The organism is Pseudomonas sp. SWRI111 (assembly GCF_014268555.1).
Lineage (GTDB): Bacteria > Pseudomonadota > Gammaproteobacteria > Pseudomonadales > Pseudomonadaceae > Aquipseudomonas > Aquipseudomonas hamedanensis.
The window spans coordinates 671,256-689,976 of record NZ_JABWQQ010000001.1 but is presented as its reverse complement, the minus strand read 5'-3'; the positions used below and the strand labels follow the sequence as shown (position 1 = coordinate 689,976).

The window sequence follows — 18,721 nt, the reverse complement described above, 5'->3', positions numbered from 1 at the left end:
CCACGCGGAGCGTGGGAACGATCAAGCAAAGGAGAGAGGGTTACTTCTTCATGATTGAGGTAAACAGTTCGGACTCAATGAAGCGCTGCAACCACTTCTGTAAGCGAACATAAGGCGTCTGCGCAAACCACTCGCGATCAACGTGAGCGAACTGCCGCACGAAGGGCAGCAGGGCGATGTCGGCGAGACTGAGTCGGTCGCCCAGCAGGTAGTCGTGCTCCGCGAGCGTCAGATCCAAATAGTGGGCGATCATCTCGCACTGCGTACGATAAACCTCCATCGGTTGCTCTGGATAACGCTCAGCGTATTTGTAGTGATTCAGCGATGTCTTGAATGGTTGGTCGTTCGTTTCGATCAGCATGTTCATGATGACCTCAGCCCCGGGATCATCCTTGAACAACCAGTCATCCGGATCATTCTGCGCCAACGCCCAGCGCATGATTTGCAGACTCTCATCAATCACCACGCCATCAGCATCCAGCACCGGCACGGTGCCCTTCGGCGAGATCGCCAGCATTTCTGCCGGCTTGTCCTTGAGGCTGACCTCGACGATGTCCACCGGCACGCCGGCATAACGCAACGTCATTCGCGCACGCATCGCGTAGGGGCAGCGGCGGAAGGAATACAGCGTGTTCATTTCACCTCCAGCGTACTCAAACCATTACCCTGGCGCCGCACCTGAATCTGCACCGGGATCCGTTCGTGCATTTCCTGTACATGGGAAATCACCGCAACCTTGCGCCCCTGCGCCTGCAAACCGTCCAGGGCGTCCATGGCCAATTGCAGAGATTCGGGATCAAGGCTGCCAAAACCTTCGTCGATAAACAGCGATTCGATTTTCAGCGTGCTCGAGGCCATCGAGGCCAGCCCCAGCGCCAGGGCCAGCGACACGAGGAACGTTTCGCCGCCGGACAACGAATGCACCGAGCGCAGTTCATCGCCCATTTCTGTGTCCATCACCAGCAGACCGAGCATGCTGCCGCCGCGTTTCAGGCGATAGCGTTTGACCAATTGGCGCAGTTGCACGTTGGCGTGATGCACCAGCAGATCGAGGTTGTAGGCCTGGGCGATTTTGCGGAAGGTGTCGCCGGTGGCTGAGCCGATCAAGGCACTCAGGCGCGCCCAGCGCAGATACTCGGCATAGGCCCCGGCGATCTGCTGGGCCAAGGCCTGATTGGCGTTCTGCCGGCGCTGGTCCTCTGCCTGTTCGGCACGCAGTTCGGCGCATTGCTGTTCGCTGGCGGCGAACTGGTTCTGCACGTCGACGAGGGCGCTGGCGAGCTGCTCGGCATCGAGGTTGCCGTTGTGCTGCGCCTGATGATCGAGCAGACGCTGATCGCGTTCCTGCACCAAGACCTGGGCCTGTTCGATGGCTTTTTCGTTGAGCTGGAGGGTTTGGCGCAATTCGGCGACTTGCGCGTCGTCGAAGCGCAGCAGGTCTTCGAGGCCGCCGTCATCCAGTTCAGGATGGCTGGCGCGCCAACTGGCGATCTTGTCAGTGAGCGCTTTGTCTTCACTTTCGAGCGCCTGCAATCGTTCCTGCTGCGCTTTGAGTTCCGCCGCGATTTGCACGCGTTGCGTGCGCACGCTTTGCAGTTCCTCGGTCGTGCTGGTTTCGGCCGTGCGCGCCTGCTCGACGGCCTGTTCGAGCAACTGCTGCCAGTGCTCGGCGCTGCTGTGTTCGCCGAGCAGTTGCGCTAGTTTTTCCTGACAATTCTGCTGTTGCTCGGTCAGCGTATTGAATTGCTGCTCGGCACTTTGCAACTGCTGGCTGCGAATCTGTTGGCGATCCAGTTCTTTTTCCAGCGTCTGCTGGCGTTGCTGCTGTTCGCCCAGCTCTTCCTTTTGCTGTTCAAGCTGCGCCAGACGCTCGGCGATCTGCCGGTCCAGTTGCATGAACGTCGCGGCTGGCTCAAGGCGCAGGGCCTGGAGAGTGTCAGCGGGCAACAACGGCCCAAACGCGGTGAGCTCTTCTTCCAGGCGCTGACGGTCGCTGTTAAGTTCATGCTGTTGATTGCTCAGGTGTTGCGCCGCTTGCTGGTGGGCGACTTCAGCCTGACGCAACTGCTGCGACAGACGCGCCGCGTCCTGCTGCAACGTGAGCAGGACGCTTTGGCGCTGCTCGTCCTGGGTGATGCTCTGGTTCAACTGCTCGTTCTGGCGCCTGAGCCAGGCGTCGCGTTTGTCGGGGTCCTGGTTCAGCAATTGTGCCGACAGCGGATGCGCATCCAGGCTTGGGGCCAAGGCTTGTTGCTGGGCAGCGAGTTGTTCCTGCTGTTGCAGCAACTCCTTTTGTTGCGCGATCACGCCGCCGACTTCGCCGCGCAGGTCGATCAGTTTCTCCTTGAGCTGATCGACCACTTGCTGCGCGTTGGCCTGTTCGCTTTCATCGTGGCGACCAAGACTTTGCAGCAGCGCTTCGGGCTGATGATACGGATGCTCGTTGCTGCCACAAACCGGGCAGGGCTGGTCGTCCTGTAACTGCGCGCGCAGCTCTTCGACGCTGGCACTGCGCGCCAGACGCTGCCGCTCGAGCAGTTCGCGGGTGACGCTGAGGGTTTGCTCGGCGACGGTCAGTTCGGCCTTGGTTTTAACGCCGTCCTGGGTCAGGCGTTCGCGCTGCTGTTGCGCGTGGAGCTGGCGCTGTTGCAGCTCCTCGCTGCGCTTGTCGAGATCCTGCCGAGTGGCCCACAGGCGCGACAAGTCTTCGACGGCGCGCAGTTGTTTGCGGTTGTCCTGCAACAGAGTGCCGAGAATGCCGATCTGCTCTGCGACCGCGTCGGGTTCGGCACCGGCCTCTTTGAACAGCACTTCCAGTTGCTGCTTGTGCGACGCCAACTCTTCAGCACTGCGCGCGGCGTTTTGTTCAAGGGACTGCAGTTCAGCCTGGCCCTTGTTCAAACGGTTACCGATCAGCATCAACTGCTGCAAACGGTCGCGATAGGCGCTCCAGGCATCGCTCAGCGGGGCCAGATGCGCGCTCTGTTCAAGCTCGGCGGCGATGCGCTGCAAGCGCTCGGCGACTTGAGTCTGTTTTTCCTGCAACGCCTGAATGGCGCTCTGACCATCCTTGAACGCTTGCTCGGCTGCTTGCCGGGCTTCGGCGCTGCTGGCAGCGTCCTTGATCAGGCGGGCGAGGGTACTTTGTTCTTCGAACGCCTGACGCAACAGCGGCGCATTCTCGCTTTGCCGCTGCTGCGCTTCACTGAGGGCGACTTTCGCGGCGTCGAGGCTTTGTTCCAGTTGCGCCTGACGTTCACTCAACGCCGCGTGTTGTTGGGTGTGTGCGGCAATCTGCGCCGCCAACGGCGTCAGCAGTGCATCGAGTTCGGCCTTGCGCGCGAACTGATGCCGCTGCGGGCCGAGCTGCTCCAGGCGCGTCAGTTTTACCCGCTCGCCGGCCAGCGCCTGCCAATGCTGCTGCGCACTGTGCAATTGTTCGCTGGCCGCCTGTTGCGCGTCCTGCAACTGACGCAAATCCTTGAGCCAGCTGTGTTGCTGCTCAAGCTGTTTGAGCTGCGCCTGTTGCGCCTTCATCTGTTGCTGCGCGGCGTTGAAACGCTCATCGAGTTCGGCGCGGGCTTCGGGGGCCAGTGGCGTCACACCGCTGGCCTGATCCTGCAACAGCTTGTGCGCTTCGCGGGCTTCTTTGGTCTTGTCGAAAGCGCGGCGGCCTAGGCGGGTGTAGAGCGCGGTGTCGGTGAGTTTTTCCAGCAGTTCGCTGCGGTCGTTGTCGTCAGCCTTGAGGAACGCGCTGAACTCGCTCTGCGCCAACAGCACGGCGCGGGTGAACTGTTCGAAGTTCAGGCCCAGCGCGGCTTCCAGTTGGGTTTTGTATTCGCCTTTCTGACTCGCGAGCAATTGATCCTGATCGATATCGCGCAGGCTCTGCCGGCTCGCTTGCAACTTGCCCCCAGCCTTCTCACGGGCGCGGTTGGCTTCCCAGCGCGCCCGATAGCGACGGCCATCGACGCCGACAAAATCCACCTCGGCATAGCCTTCGCCGGTACCACGACGCAGCAAGGTGCGCGGGTCGCCAGTGGCGATTTCGCCGTCGGCGTCCGGGACTTTGGCGTCGCGGCCGGTGTTGTTCAGGCGTGGAACGGCGCCGAACAGTGCCAGGCACAAGGCGTCGAGCAGGGTGCTTTTGCCGGCACCGGTCGGGCCGGTGATTGCAAACAGACCGGCGCTGGCCAGTGGCTCGGCGGTGAAGTCGATCTCAAACGGACCTGCCAGCGAGGCAAGGTTCTTCAAGCGAATGGCGAGAATTTTCATGGCTGCTCGCCCTCCAGTTGCACGTCCTGTAGCAGTTCGGCGAAGTCTTTCAGCGTCTGTTCATCGACCTCGCTGCCGTAGTTGTCGAGCCAGGCGCGGCTGAACAATTCCTGCGGGGTGAGCTGGTCGAGTTCGATCAGCGTGTTGCCGTCATCGCTGCCATCGGCGCCGCGATTGCCAGCGTATTCAGCGGCGATGCGCACCAGACGCACGGCTTTGCCTTGCAGCGCGGATTCCACTTGATGACGCAGATCCGGCTGCGGCTCGTCGAGGCGCACACGCACTTCCAACCATGGCTGGCGCTGGGTTTCAGCAAGCAGATCGATGTTCGGCAGGTCGGCCAGTTGCAGCAGAATTTCGGCCAGCGGCGCCGGGCCGATACGCTGCAGATTGACCGAGCGCGGGATCAGCTTCGGCTCGACACTGACCAGGGTTTCGCCGTCGAGTGTCACGTCGAGAATCTGGTGCTGATAACCGATTTCCGAGAACGACAATGGAATCGGCGAGCCGCTGTAACGGATGCGTTCCTCACCGTTGACCTTCTGCGGCTTGTGCAAATGGCCGAGGGCGACATAGCTGATGCTCGACCCAAACAGGCTGGCGGGCAGGGCTTCGGCGTTGCCGATGATCAGGCTGCGTTCGGAGTCCTCCGACACCGAACCGCCAGCCATGTGCGCGTGGCTGATGGCGATCAGCGCCTGACCGGGCTGGCGTTTGGCATTGGCCGCCTCGATCAGCCATTCATGCACCTGGCCGATGCCACGCAAATAATTGTCGCCCAAGTGCGCACCGGTGACTTCCGCCGGACGCAGAAAGGGCAGCGCCAGGCACCATGCGGCAATCTCGCCGCTGGCATCGGGCAGTGGCAGCAGCAAGCGTTCGGCATCAAGTTGACCATCGTCCAGCCACAGCACCCGGCCCAACGCATGCGTGCGCAAACGCCGCATCAATGGCGCGGGCAGTTCGATTCGCGAGCCGGAATCATGGTTGCCGGCGATCATCACGATGGTCAGCAATGGCTGTTGTTCATGGGCACTGACGATGAAATCGTAGAGACGTTCCTGGGCTTTCACCGGCGGATTGACCGTGTCGAAGATATCCCCGGCAATCAGCAGCACATCCGGCTGCGCCTGTTGCAGTTGGCGCAGCAGCCATTCGAGAAAACACGCGTGCTCGAAATCGCGCTCCTGGCCGTGCAGGTTTTGCCCAAGGTGCCAGTCGGAGGTGTGAAACAGACGCAAGGTGGACTCCGCTACGAAAGAAGGTGATGACCGCCTGGGAAAGGGAGGCGGGGAGGACCGGAGAGTTTACTGGCAAACACGCTTGTTGTGGGTCGAACGAAGACCTTGTGGCGAGGGAGCTTGCTCCCGTTGGGTTGCGAAGCGAACCCGGGGACCTTCAATGAGAACCAGTGGCCGGATTTTTACGCCTGCTTCGCAGCCGAGCGGGAGCAAGCTCCCTCGCCACAAAGCCACAAAGCCACAAAGCCACAAAGCCACAAAGCCAAAAGGCCACAAGGTCGTCCTGCCTCATCCTGAGTATCGGGTTACTTGGGATAAAGCGGCGGCAACCCACTTTCACTGACCGGATCCTGCACCCGTTCCGCCGCCGGTATCGTGCGAATCGCCCGCCACAAATCCTCACCCTGCCAATGCTGCCCCGTCTCGCTGTACAGCGCACCATTCAGCCCATCCAGCGCATCCGACAACGGCACAAACCGCGCCGCCATGTCTGCCAGTGTCTCCGGCTGCTGCCGTGCCCACGCGTCCAGCGCCTGGCGGGTGGCGTGGGGATCGTTGGCCTGGCTCGCACGCTTGATGTCGTCGAGCAATGTGCGTGGGCTCGGACCGGTCTGGGCGGCGCGGTGGATTGCCGGTTGCCAGCGCGCACGCCACCAGAGGCCGAAGCCGAGCAGGGTGGTGCAGGCGAGGATCAGCGTGCTGAGTTTCCACCACCACAGGGTGTCGTTGTCGAGCATGGCGGGTTGAAGTGTGCCGGCCGGCGTGTCGATTTGTAGGCTCGGGTTGTTCGCCACTTGCAGGGTGCGCGCCGGCAGGCTGCTGTGTTCCAAGTGATCTTCGAAGGTGTTCCACCAGACCACGTCGACGGTCGGCAGGTCGATCGCGCCGCTGCGGCTCGGCACCAGGGCCTCGCGTTCTTCGCGGCTGCCGATGATGCCGCGGTCGCTGCTCTGGTTGCTCAGCACCGGCTGGTCGGGGTAGCGGCGCAGGCCGTTGACGTCGGTGGCGGGCAGCGCTGGCAGTTGCGAGCTGGCGAGGCCTTCGACTTTCAGGGTCAGGCTGCGGGTCAGGGAATCGCCGACCTGGGTGTGTTCCGGTTCCGGGCTCCAGCTTTCGCTGAGGCTGAGGCTGCGCGCCGGCAGCCACGGTGCATCGACCGGATAGGTCAGCGGTTTCGGTTTGACCGTCAGCGGGATGGATGAGGAACTCACGCGCATCAGTTTGCCGGGTTTCGGCCCCGAGGAATCTGGTGATGGCGCCGTATCGACCAGCGTGGCGCTGAACGTTTGCGGGGCGATGGTCAGCAAGCCGCTGTGTTGCGGGTAGATCGCGTAGCGCATCTCGATGACGCCGTGGCGTACACCGTTGAGGTCTTTTTCGTAGGTGCGCGTGTCGCCCAGTTGTTCGATCCGCGCGTCGGCGATTTGCAGCGGGCTCAGGCTGCTGTCGTCGTACAGCGACACCGAATGGTAGATGCGCAAGGTCAGGATGGCCTGGGCCTGCACGTAAACGCTGGACTGATCGAGGCTGGCCTCGATGAACACCGGATCGAGGCTGCTCTTGTCCTCGACGGTGTCGCTGGCAACCACTTGTACGGTGATCGGCTGGCTCTGCACTTCGCCCAGTTGCAATGGCGGGATCACCACGCTGCCGTTTTCTTTCGGCAGCAGGGTGACGATCCAGCGCGTGGTGGCGCGGTTGTCGCCATTGAGGGTGTTGAGCTGGTTGACCTGCCGTGTGCCGCGTACTTCGAACAACGGCTCCAGCGGCGACAGGTCAGGCTTGCCGAACTGCGTGACGTCGTCAGTTTCGAGGGTGAGTTCGACCGTCTCGCCGGAGTTCAGGCGACTGCGATCCACGCTGGCGGTCAGCTCGGCCGCTTGAGCGGTGGCCGTGCAGATCAGCAGGGGCAGCAAGAGAGCGGTGAAACGGGTCATCGAGTGTTTTCCTGATCCTGATGTTGTTGCTGTTCGTACCAGAATTTGCGTCGCAACAGTTCGCCCGGGTCGTCCGGGATCTTCCCCAGCCATTGCTCCAGTGCCTGCCGCTGTTCGCCTTCGAGGTTGTTTTCGCTCGGGCGCAGGGTCGGCACCGTGTCGGTCTGTTCTTCTTCCACGCTGCCCGCGATTTCGTTGGGGCCTGGTTGCGGCGGGGTGGTCGGTGGCGGTTCACTGGCCGACTCTGCCGGTTGCGCCTGGCTTTGGGTTTCGCTGCTCACCGCCGGGGGAGGCACGGTGGCGGGCGGTGGCTCATCGCCGGGCAGGCTTTGTTGGTTTGGCTGATTGTCCGGTTCGGCCGGTGGTGGAGCGTTTTTCTGCTTCAGCAGATTTTCGACCAGCGCTTTGTTGGTCTGCGCCGGACGCAAATCCGCTTGCAGCTCCAGCGCCTGTTCATAGGCATCGATGGCCGCTTCCAGCTCACCGCTTTTCGCCAGTGCGTTGCCACGATTGTAGTGCGCACGGGCATCACTGCCTTCGGCGAAGCGCTGGGCGGCGCCACTGTAGTCGCCGGCCTCGTACAACGCCACCCCTTGCCACTGGTGATCGGCAAAATGTTGCGCGGCTTCGGCCGGACGCTTCTGCTTGAGCAGGTGCAGGCCTCGCTGGTCGGGGCGCAGCCACAGGTCTTCGAAGTCGAACGCGTAGCTGGGCTGCGGCAGGCAGAACAGCAGTGGCAGACAGAACAGCCAGCCACGCCGACCCGCACACGCGGCGAGCAATAACAGTGGCAGCAGCAGCCAGTAACCTTGATCGGCCCAGGTATCCAGACGCACGGTGCGACCATCGTCACGCAGGCTACGTGGGCCGCTGAGCAGGCCGAGCGCGGCGAGATCGCCTTCGTCCAGTTGCGCCGCTCGGTATTCGCCACCGACGCTGTTGAGGAATGCCGCCAGTCCCGGACTGTCGAGTTGCGGCACGCGGATCGCGCCTTGCTCGTCCTTGAGGAAGCTGCCGTCTTCCTGGGCAATCGGCGCACCTTCGGCGGTGCCGATGCCGAGCATCAGCAACTGCGCCGATTCGCCGTTGAGCGCGCGGCGTATGCCTTGGCGTTCTTCTTCGGTCAGGGCTGAACCGACCAGCAGAATTCGCCCCTGGCCGAGGGCACCCTGTTGCAGCAGGGCCAGCGCTTTACTGACGGCCAGGTCGGCGCGATGCCCACTTTGCGGCATCAATGACGGCTTGAGGGCGCTGAGCAGATTGCGGCTGGTCGCCAGGTCATCGGACAGCGGCACCAGCGTGTGCGCGCTGCCGGCGTAAACCACGATAGCCGTCTGCGCATCGCTGCGTGCCTGCAACAGATCGAACAGCTTGCGCCGGGCTTGTTCGAGGCGCGTCGGCGGCGAGTCGGTGGCGAGCATTTCCGCGGTCAACTCCAGCACTACCACCAGCGGATCGGCGGGTTTCTGGCTGGTCTGTTCAACCCGTTCCCAACTCGGCCCGAGCAACGCCAGCAGGGTTAGCAGCCACGCCACGCCGAGGGCGATCCACGGCAGTTTGCTCTCGCGACCATTGCCCCCACTGAGCAACGCTGAATGGAAGGCTGGCGGAAGAATCATCTGCCAGCGTCCGGCGCGTTTCTGCCGGTGCCAGAGTTGCCAGAGCAGCCAGCCGAGCAGCGGCAACAGCAACAGCCACCAGGGACGGAACCAGTGCGGCCAGAGCGCGATCATCGGCGCCTCCGCAAACGCAAGCGTTTAAGGCGTTCGCGCCAGTCAGGCAACGGACTCTGCAGATTCAGCTCCTTGTTGAGCAGGCGTTGCAGCGGGTTGTCCGGCCACAGTTCGCGGGCGACCAGCAACAGACTCAACCACAGCGCCAGCGCCAGAGGCCAGTGATACAAGGCCTGGGCCGGGCGCGCCTGGGTCGGTTGCTGGGTTACCGGTTCGAGCTGGTCGAGGGTGTCCTTGATCGCTTGCAGTTCCTTGCCGTCATGGGCGCGGAAATACTGGCCGCCGGTGACTTCGGCAATGGCCTTCAGTGACGGCTCATCGAGGTCCAGGTTCGGGTTGACGCCGAGCAGGCCGGTCGAGCCGCTGTCTTCAGGGTTGGCGCCGATGCCGATCGGATAGATTTTCACGCCTTCGCTGGCGGCCAGTTTTGCAGCGGTCAGCGGATCGATCTCGCCGCCATTGTTGGCACCGTCGGTGACCAGAATCAGCACGCGGCTTTGTGCTGGCCGAAGGCGCAGGCGTTTGAGGCCCAGGCCTATCGCGTCGCCGATGGCGGTGTTCTTGCCGGCGATGCCGATCCGCGCCTCGTCGAGCCAGACGCGCACGGTATGGCGGTCGAACGTCAGCGGTGCCTGCAGATAGGCCTGGCTGCCGAACAGGATCAAACCGACCCGATCGCCGTCGCGGCTTTCAAGAAAGTCGCCGAGCAAGTGCTGGACCAGCGCCAGCCGGCTGACTTCTTCGTCCTGCCACTGCATGTCGGGGAAGTCCATCGAACCTGATACGTCCACCGCGACCAGCAAATCGCGCCCGCTGGCGGCAATCGGCAGCGGCTCGCCGAGCCATTGCGGACGAGCGGCAGCCATCAGCAGAACCAGCCACAACAGCACGAACGGCGCTTGCTGGCGCCAGCCCGGCAGATGGGCGCGGGCGCGGCGGCGGGCGAGGCCTTCCAGATCGGCGAGGAAACTGACTTTCAGCGCCGGCTCGCCACTGTCGGCCACAGGCAACACCAGGCGCATCAGCCACGGCAGTGGCAACAAGGCAAATATCCACGGCCAGGCGAACTCAAACATGTTTGCGAATCCACGTATCGACCGCTTGGGTCAGGCCGGCGATGGCTTTGTCGTCGAGTTTGCATTCCGGTTTGTAGGCGCCTTCGACCAGCACCATCCAACGCGTCAGGCCGGCGGCGGGGCAGCGGTTATCGAGGAACGCCAGCCATTTGCGCCCATTGAGTGTGTGGCTCTGGCTGTAGGGATAGTGGTTGCGGCACAGGCGTTTCAGCAGACCGTTGAGTTGCTGCAGCCAGGCGCCGGCCGGCGCGCCATCATAGGGCTTGGGCATTTGCGCCAGTTCGGCGAGCGCCGCGATGCGCACCGGGTCGAGCGGCTGTTCAGCGCGCGCGACCGGGCGTTTTTTCACCGGAAGAAAACCGCGCAAACGCCACACCGCGAAACCGAGCAGCGGCAGCAACAGAAGCAGCAGCCACCAGCCCGGCGCCGGTGGCCAGAAGGCTATCGGTGGCGGCGAGATCAGCGGTTGCAGTTGCTCGAGGCCGCTCATCGACCTTTCCCCGGACGCTGCGGATTAAGAAACTCGCGCATCTGCTCGACCATTTCGCTCTGCGTGCTCAGCGGCATCAACAGCACCCGCAGCTTTTGCGCGAGCAATTCCCAACGAGCGATGCGTGCTTCGGCCTGGGCGCGATAGCTCTGGCGCAGGTCGAAGTTCAGCGTGTCGAGTTCCAATTGCGCGCCGCGTTCGGCGAATCGCAGCAGGCCGGCGGCAGGCAGGGCGTGGTCGAGCGGATCAGAGAGCGGCAGCATCAGCAGGTCACAATGGCGCGACAGCAGGCCCAATTGCTGTTCGACGCCATCGGACAGGGCACGCTCATCGCAAATCACCACCACCAGACTGCCCGGGCGCAACACCTCCCGGGCACGGCGCAGGGCCACGCCCAAGGCGTCGCGGTCCGGCTCGTGTTCGCTGTGCAGCGACTGATTGACCTTGACCAGGCGATTGAGCAATTGCAAAAGGCTTTGCTTGCTGCGTCGTGGTTTGATTTCGTAATGCTCGTTATCGCCGAATACCAATCCGCCGACGCGGTCGTTGTGGCCCAGCGCGGCCCAGCCAATCAGTGCGGCGACTTGTGCCGCCAGCACCGATTTGAACATCAGCCCCGAGCCGAAAAACAGCCGCGTGCTTTGCTCGACCATGATGAAAATCGGCCGCTCGCGCTCTTCATGGAACAGTTTGGTGTGCGGTTCCTGGGTGCGCGCGGTGACGCGCCAGTCGATGGTGCGCACGTCGTCGCCGGCCTGATACACCCGCACTTGGTCGAAATCGACGCCACGACCGCGGAATTTCGAGTGATGCAGGCCGATCAACGGGCTGCGCTGGCTCGGCGTGGAAAACAACTGCACCTCGCGCACGCGGTGGCGCATCTCGATCAGCTCGGCGAGGCTGATGCGGATACCGGGTTCGGTGGGCAGGGCGGCGTTCATGGGGGTCAAGCGACGGCGACGACGTCGAGAATCCGCTGCACCACGCGATCCTGATCGATGCCGGCGGCTTCCGCTTCGAACGACAGAATGATGCGATGGCGCAACACATCGAACAGCACCGCTTGAATGTCTTCCGGGCTGACAAAGTCACGCCCGGCCAGCCAGGCGTGGGCACGGGCGCAGCGATCAAGGGCAATCGAACCCCTTGGACTGGCGCCGTAGGCGATCCACTCGGCCATCTCCGGGTCGAACTTGGCCGGGTTGCGTGTGGCCATGACCAGTTGCACCAGGTATTCCTCCACGGCGTCGGCCATGTACAAACCGAGAATTTCCTTGCGTGCGGCGAAAATCGCCTGCTGGCTGACCCGGCGTTCGGGCTTGGTCTCGCCGTTCAGTGCTTCGCCCCTGGCCTGCTGGAGTATGCGGCGTTCGACGGCGGCGTCGGGGAAACCGATCTTCACGTGCATCAGGAAACGGTCGAGCTGCGCTTCCGGCAGCGGATAGGTGCCTTCCTGCTCGATCGGGTTTTGCGTGGCCATCACCAGAAACAGCGGCGACAGCTCATACGTGCTGCGACCGACACTGACCTGACGCTCGGCCATCGCTTCGAGCAGCGCCGATTGCACCTTGGCCGGCGCACGGTTGATTTCGTCCGCCAGCACAAGATTGTGGAAAATCGGCCCTTGCTGGAACACGAAACTGCCGGTTTCCGGGCGATAGATCTCGGTGCCGGTAATGTCGGCCGGCAGCAGGTCCGGGGTGAACTGAATGCGATGGAATTGGGCTTCGATGCCCTCGGCGAGTTCTTTGATCGCTTTGGTCTTGGCCAGACCGGGAGCGCCTTCGACCAGCATGTGGCCGTCGGCGAGCAGGGCAATGAGCAAACGCTCGATAAGTTTTTCCTGGCCGAGAATCTGCGTTGAAAGAAAGGTTCGCAGCGCCAGCAGCGCTTCACGATGTTCCATCGGTGACTGTTCCTGGAAAGGGGTGGCCCGAGGCGTTCGGATAACGCCGGGGCTGGGGGCGTTACTTTAATCCATCGCGGGGGGTGGCGACTAACGGCATTTTGCGCAAAGTGCGGGAAATGGTTGGGGTGATTGTTGGTTTTGTAGGGCAGGAGGGATGTATTGCTCTTTCGGATGCCTTCGCGAGCAGGCTCGCTCCCACATTGGCTCAGCGCCCAGGCCCTCAATGTGGGAGCGAGCCTGCTCGCGAAAGGGCCGGTTCAGTCACCCTCAAACCTCGCTGATAAAGGTCCCGGTGCCATCCAGAATATTCCTCAAAGTCTCGACAACCTCATCCATGTCAACCATATCCGGGTTAAAGCTGATCTCCAGCACATCATCGCCATTCAGCGCATCGGCATCCGCCGCCGCAATCTCGATCTTCAGCAGATTCGAACTCAAGGTGACTTTAACGCCATCAAGCGTCGAAGGCTCGCCATCCAGAGTGATTTCCAGCTCATCCTCATCCGGGTAGCGGCTCATCAAGAACATCTCGCCCTGGTTGCTGTGGCAGCAGAGCATGGCCATGTTGTCTTCTTCGTCGTCGCACGGGTTGACGATCAGTAGGGCGGTGGTCATTTGCATGGGAAATTCCTGTCTCGACGGACGTGTGGGGCGCAATTGGCCGCGATTCTGCCAGCCCGCGGGAATTTCTGCATGTGAGAGTGTCAGAGGATGTGTCGTGAGCTCGACGCGCATCAAGGGTCGTACCTGGCACGGATGTCCCGTAAAAACGGGTATTCACGCAGCCGTTTTCCGCCATGCCTGCTAGTGTTTATCGGTGCCCGGGCTTCGGTTTACGTGCCAATGACCGAATATGTCGCAGCACCGCAAGCAGACACATTGTCGCACCCTTTAAGCTGCGCAACGGATGAGCACCCGTAAAGGCATTGTTGCAGGTCCGCACAGTCGCTTTTGCAGATGCTCATTCAATGGAAGGTGAATGTGACCTGAGTGTCCCGTCCAGCTTCACCCACCTGTCACCCTGTTTCCTCTGTTCGAGAATCAGGAACAGGGCGACACAAGCCCCGCAAGGGGTGTTGCACGCGACGCTTTCCATCAATAACAAGCTTAAGCGGAGTACCACAGATGGCGTTCTTCACCGCAGCCAGCAAAGCCGACTTCCAGCACCAACTGCAAGCGGCACTGGCGCAGCACATCAGTGAACAGGCACTGCCACAAGTGGCGCTGTTCGCTGAACAATTCTTCGGCATCATTTCCCTGGACGAGCTGACCCAACGTCGCCTCTCCGACCTCGCTGGCTGTACTCTCTCTGCGTGGCGCCTGCTTGAGCGCTTCGATCACGCGCAACCGCAAGTGCGCGTCTACAACCCTGATTACGAACGCCACGGCTGGCAGTCGACCCACACCGCGGTCGAAGTCCTGCACCACGATCTGCCATTTCTGGTCGACTCAGTCCGCACCGAGCTGAACCGTCGCGGCTACAGCATTCACACCCTGCAGACCACCGTGCTCAGCGTACGTCGTGGCAACAAGGGCGAGTTGCTGGAAATCCTGCCAAAAGGCAGCACCGGCGAAGGCGTGCTGCATGAATCGCTGATGTATCTGGAAATCGACCGCTGCGCCAACGCGGCCGAACTGAACGTGCTGAGCAAAGAGCTGGAACAGGTTCTCGGTGAAGTCCGCGTCGCGGTCGCCGATTTCGAGCCGATGAAGGCCAAGGTCCAGGACATCCTCACCCGGCTCGACAACAGCGCCTTCGCCGTCGATGCCGACGAGAAGAACGAAGTCAAAAGTTTCCTGGAATGGCTGGTGGGCAACCACTTCACCTTCCTCGGCTACGAAGAGTTCGTGGTCACCGATCAGGCCGACGGCGGCCACATCGAGTACGACCAGAGCTCCTTCCTCGGCCTGACCAAATTGCTGCGCACCGGCCTGACCTACGAAGACCTGCGCATCGAAGACTACGCCGTGGCCTACCTGCGCGAGCCGACCCTGCTGTCGTTCGCCAAGGCCGCGCACCCGAGCCGTGTGCACCGTCCGGCTTATCCGGACTACGTGTCGATCCGTGAAATCGACGCCGACGGCAAAGTCATCAAGGAACACCGTTTCATGGGCCTGTACACCTCCTCGGTGTATGGCGAGAGCGTGCGGGTCATCCCGTTCATCCGCCGCAAGGTCGAAGAAATCGAGCGCCGCTCCGGCTTCCAGTCCAAGGCTCACCTGGGCAAGGAACTGGCACAGGTCCTCGAAGTGCTGCCGCGTGACGACCTGTTCCAGACCCCGGTCGACGAGCTGTTCACCACGGTGATGTCGATCGTGCAGATCCAGGAACGTAACAAGATTCGCGTGTTCCTGCGCAAAGACCCGTACGGGCGTTTCTGCTACTGCCTGGCCTACGTGCCGCGCGACATCTATTCCACCGAAGTTCGCCAGAAAATCCAGCAAGTGCTGATGGAGCGCCTGAAGGCCTCCGATTGCGAATTCTGGACCTTCTTCTCCGAGTCGGTACTGGCCCGCGTGCAGTTGATCCTGCGTGTCGATCCGAAAAACCGTCTCGACATCGATCCGCTGCTGCTGGAAAAGGAAGTGGTCCAGGCCTGCCGCAGCTGGCAGGACGACTACGCCGCACTGACCATCGAAAGCTTCGGCGAGGCCCACGGCACCAACGTGCTGGCCGACTTCCCGAAAGGCTTCCCGGCCGGTTACCGCGAGCGTTTCGCGGCGCATTCGGCCGTGGTCGACATGCAGCACCTGCTGAGCCTCAACGAAAAAAATCCGTTGGTGATGAGCTTCTACCAGCCGCTGGGTCAGGTTTCCGGCCAGCGCGAGCTGCATTGCAAGCTGTATCATGCCGACACGCCGCTGGCGCTGTCCGACGTCCTGCCGATTCTGGAAAACCTCGGCCTGCGCGTGTTGGGTGAATTCCCGTATCGCCTGCGTCACACCAATGGCCGCGAGTTCTGGATCCACGATTTCGCCTTCACTGCCGCTGAAGGCCTGGACCTCGACATCCAGCAACTCAACGACACCCTGCAGGACGCCTTCGTCCACATCGTCCGTGGCGATGCCGAGAACGATGCGTTCAACCGTCTGGTGCTGACCGCCGGCCTGCCATGGCGCGACGTTGCGCTGCTGCGTGCCTACGCCCGTTACCTGAAGCAGATTCGCCTGGGCTTCGATCTGGGTTACATCGCCAGCACCCTGAACAACCACACCGACATCGCTCGCGAACTGACCCGGTTGTTCAAGACCCGCTTCTATCTGGCGCGCAAGCTCGGCAGCGATGATCTGGAAGACAAGCAACTGCGTCTGGAACAAGCGATTCTGACCGCACTGGACGATGTCCAGGTGCTCAATGAAGACCGCATCCTGCGTCGTTATCTGGACCTGATCAAAGCCACCCTGCGTACCAACTTCTATCAGACTGACGCTAACGGCCAGAACAAGTCGTACTTCAGCTTCAAGTTCAACCCGCATGCCATCCCTGAGCTGCCGAAGCCAGTGCCGAAGTTTGAAATCTTCGTCTACTCGCCACGCGTCGAAGGCGTGCACCTGCGCTTCGGCAACGTTGCCCGTGGTGGCCTGCGCTGGTCCGACCGTGAAGAAGACTTCCGTACCGAAGTGCTCGGCCTGGTAAAAGCCCAGCAAGTGAAGAACTCGGTCATCGTACCGGTGGGTGCGAAAGGCGGCTTCCTGCCGCGTCGCCTGCCACTGGGCGGCAGCCGTGACGAGATCGCGGCCGAGGGCATCGCCTGCTACCGCATCTTCATCTCGGGTCTGTTGGACATCACCGACAACCTGAAGGACGGCGCGCTGGTGCCGCCAGTCAATGTCGTGCGTCACGACGACGATGACCCGTACCTGGTGGTCGCCGCGGACAAGGGCACTGCAACCTTCTCCGACATCGCCAACGGCATCGCCATCGACTACGGCTTCTGGCTGGGTGACGCGTTTGCCTCCGGTGGTTCGGCCGGTTACGACCACAAGAAAATGGGCATCACCGCCAAGGGCGCGTGGGTCGGCGTACAGCGCCACTTCCGCGAGCGCGGCATCAATGTTCAGGAAGACAGCATCACCGTGGTGGGCGTCGGCGACATGGCCGGTGACGTGTTCGGTAACGGCCTGTTGATGTCCGACAAGCTGCAACTGGTGGCTGCGTTCAACCACATGCACATCTTCATCGATCCGAATCCGAATCCGGCGACCAGCTTCGTCGAGCGTCAGCGTCTGTTCGACCTGCCGCGTTCGGCCTGGACCGACTACGACACCAGCATCATGTCCGAAGGTGGCGGTATCTTCTCGCGCAGCGCGAAGAGCATCGCCATCTCGCCGCAGATGAAAGAACGCTTCGACATCCAGGCCGACAAGCTGACCCCGACCGAACTGCTCAATGCCTTGCTCAAGGCGCCGGTGGATCTGTTGTGGAACGGCGGCATCGGCACCTACGTCAAGGCCAGCACCGAAAGCCATGCCGACGTGGGCGACAAGGCCAACGATGCACTGCGCGTCAACGGCAACGAACTGCGCTGCAAAGTCGTGGGCGAGGGCGGTAACCTCGGCATGACCCAACTGGGTCGTGTCGAATTCGGTCTGAATGGTGGCGGTTCCAACACCGACTTCATCGACAACGCCGGTGGCGTGGACTGCTCCGACCACGAAGTGAACATCAAGATCCTGCTGAACGAAGTGGTTCAGGCCGGTGACATGACCGACAAGCAACGCAACCAGTTGCTGGCGAGCATGACCGACGAAGTCGGCAATCTGGTGCTGGGCAACAACTACAAGCAGACTCAGGCCCTGTCCCTGGCGGCGCGTCGTGCTTACGCGCGCATTGCCGAGTACAAGCGTCTGATGAGCGATCTGGAAGGCCGTGGCAAGCTGGACCGTGCCATCGAGTTTTTGCCGACCGAAGAGCAACTGACCGAGCGCGTCGCTGAAGGCCACGGCCTGACCCGTCCTGAGCTGTCGGTGCTGATCTCCTACAGCAAAATTGACCTGAAAGAGCAGCTGTTGGGCTCGCGGGTGCCGGACGACGACTACCTGACCCGCGACATGGAAACGGCCTTCCCGCCGACCCTGGTCAGCAAGTTCTCCGAAGCCATGCGTCGCCACCGTCTGAAGCGCGAGATCGTCAGCACGCAGATTGCCAACGATCTGGTCAACCACATGGGCATCACCTTCGTTCAGCGACTCAAAGAGTCGACCGGCATGAGCCCGGCGAATGTGGCTGGCGCTTACGTGATCGTGCGCGACATCTTCCACCTCCCGCACTGGTTCCGTCAGATCGAAGCCCTGGACTATCAGGTTTCCGCTGACGTGCAGCTGGAGCTGATGGACGAGCTGATGCGTCTGGGGCGCCGCGCTACGCGCTGGTTCCTGCGTGCCCGTCGCAACGAGCAGAACGCTGCCCGTGACGTCGCGCACTTCGGTCCGCACCTGAAAGAACTGGGTCTGAAGCTCGACGAACTGCTCAGCGGCGAAATCCGCGAAAACTGGCAGGCGCGTTATCAGGCTTATGTCGCAGCCGGTGTACCGGAGTTGCTGGCGCGTATGGTTGCGGGCACCTCGCACCTGTACACGCTGCTGCCGATCATCGAAGCCGCAGACGTCACCGGGCAGAACCCGGCCGAAGTGGCCAAGGCCTACTTCGCCGTGGGCAGTGCACTGGACATCACCTGGTACCTGCAACAGATCAGTGCACTGCCGGTTGAAAACAACTGGCAAGCCCTGGCCCGTGAAGCGTTCCGCGATGACGTCGACTGGCAACAGCGCGCCATCACCATCTCCGTCCTGCAACAGGGCGACGGCACCCAGGACGTGGAAGCACGCCTGGCCCTGTGGATGGCCCAGCACGACAGCATGATCTCGCGCTGGCGTGCCATGCTGGTGGAAATCCGTGCGGCGAGCGGCACGGACTACGCCATGTACGCGGTGGCCAACCGTGAACTGCTGGATCTGGCACTGAGCGGGCAAGCAGTTGTGCCTGCTGTGACTGCGACTGCCGAGCTTGAATTGGCATAAGTAGTGGCTGAATGAAAAAGCCCCGGTATCGCGAGATGC

11 protein-coding genes are annotated in these 18,721 nt (G+C 62.0%); 1 reads left to right on the top strand and 10 read right to left on the bottom strand.

Annotation, left to right across the window (positions count from 1 at the left end):
* Nucleotides 1-40: 40 nt before the first annotated feature.
* The 10 genes from HU755_RS02775 to HU755_RS02730 form a co-directional block, all read right to left on the bottom strand.
* Nucleotides 41-637 carry a glutathione S-transferase gene (locus HU755_RS02775; protein ID WP_186630528.1) on the bottom strand — a complete coding sequence of 199 codons (597 nt, stop codon included), beginning with the start codon at nucleotides 635-637 and terminating at the stop codon, nucleotides 41-43.
* The gene (locus HU755_RS02770) at nucleotides 634-4,275 is read right to left on the bottom strand and encodes an SbcC/MukB-like Walker B domain-containing protein (RefSeq protein ID WP_186630527.1); all 3,642 of its coding nucleotides are present in this window, start codon (nucleotides 4,273-4,275) and stop codon (nucleotides 634-636) included. Before HU755_RS02770 ends, HU755_RS02775 begins: the two co-directional genes overlap by 4 nt.
* Nucleotides 4,272-5,516 (bottom strand): exonuclease SbcCD subunit D C-terminal domain-containing protein, encoded by a 1,245-nt coding sequence (locus tag HU755_RS02765; protein WP_186630526.1) that lies wholly within the window; start codon nucleotides 5,514-5,516, stop codon nucleotides 4,272-4,274. The genes HU755_RS02770 and HU755_RS02765 overlap by 4 nt, the downstream gene beginning before the upstream one ends.
* Before the next feature lie 305 nt (nucleotides 5,517-5,821).
* Complete coding sequence (locus HU755_RS02760; RefSeq protein ID WP_186630525.1) at nucleotides 5,822-7,453, bottom strand: BatD family protein; 1,632 nt, start codon at nucleotides 7,451-7,453, stop codon at nucleotides 5,822-5,824.
* Nucleotides 7,450-9,186 carry a tetratricopeptide repeat protein gene (locus HU755_RS02755; protein WP_186630524.1) on the bottom strand — a complete coding sequence of 579 codons (1,737 nt, stop codon included), beginning with the start codon at nucleotides 9,184-9,186 and terminating at the stop codon, nucleotides 7,450-7,452. The genes HU755_RS02760 and HU755_RS02755 overlap by 4 nt, the downstream gene beginning before the upstream one ends.
* Nucleotides 9,183-10,262, bottom strand: a complete 1,080-nt coding sequence (locus HU755_RS02750; RefSeq protein WP_186630523.1) for a VWA domain-containing protein — start codon at nucleotides 10,260-10,262, stop codon at nucleotides 9,183-9,185. Before HU755_RS02750 ends, HU755_RS02755 begins: the two co-directional genes overlap by 4 nt.
* Nucleotides 10,255-10,752, bottom strand: a complete 498-nt coding sequence (locus HU755_RS02745) for a DUF4381 domain-containing protein (RefSeq protein WP_186630522.1) — start codon at nucleotides 10,750-10,752, stop codon at nucleotides 10,255-10,257. Before HU755_RS02745 ends, HU755_RS02750 begins: the two co-directional genes overlap by 8 nt.
* The gene (locus tag HU755_RS02740; protein WP_186630521.1) at nucleotides 10,749-11,693 is read right to left on the bottom strand and encodes a DUF58 domain-containing protein; all 945 of its coding nucleotides are present in this window, start codon (nucleotides 11,691-11,693) and stop codon (nucleotides 10,749-10,751) included. Before HU755_RS02740 ends, HU755_RS02745 begins: the two co-directional genes overlap by 4 nt.
* A gap of 5 nt (nucleotides 11,694-11,698) precedes the next feature.
* Nucleotides 11,699-12,658: a MoxR family ATPase gene (locus HU755_RS02735; RefSeq protein WP_007913915.1), complete on the bottom strand. Its 960-nt coding sequence runs from the start codon at nucleotides 12,656-12,658 to the stop codon at nucleotides 11,699-11,701.
* 270 nt (nucleotides 12,659-12,928) lie between these two features.
* Complete coding sequence (locus tag HU755_RS02730; protein ID WP_186630520.1) at nucleotides 12,929-13,282, bottom strand: hypothetical protein; 354 nt, start codon at nucleotides 13,280-13,282, stop codon at nucleotides 12,929-12,931.
* Between the two features lie 504 nt (nucleotides 13,283-13,786).
* On the opposite strand from HU755_RS02730, the gene HU755_RS02725 reads away from it, so the two are divergent.
* Nucleotides 13,787-18,682, top strand: coding sequence for an NAD-glutamate dehydrogenase (locus HU755_RS02725; RefSeq protein WP_186630519.1), 4,896 nt, complete (start codon nucleotides 13,787-13,789; stop codon nucleotides 18,680-18,682).
* Nucleotides 18,683-18,721: the final 39 nt, after the last annotated feature.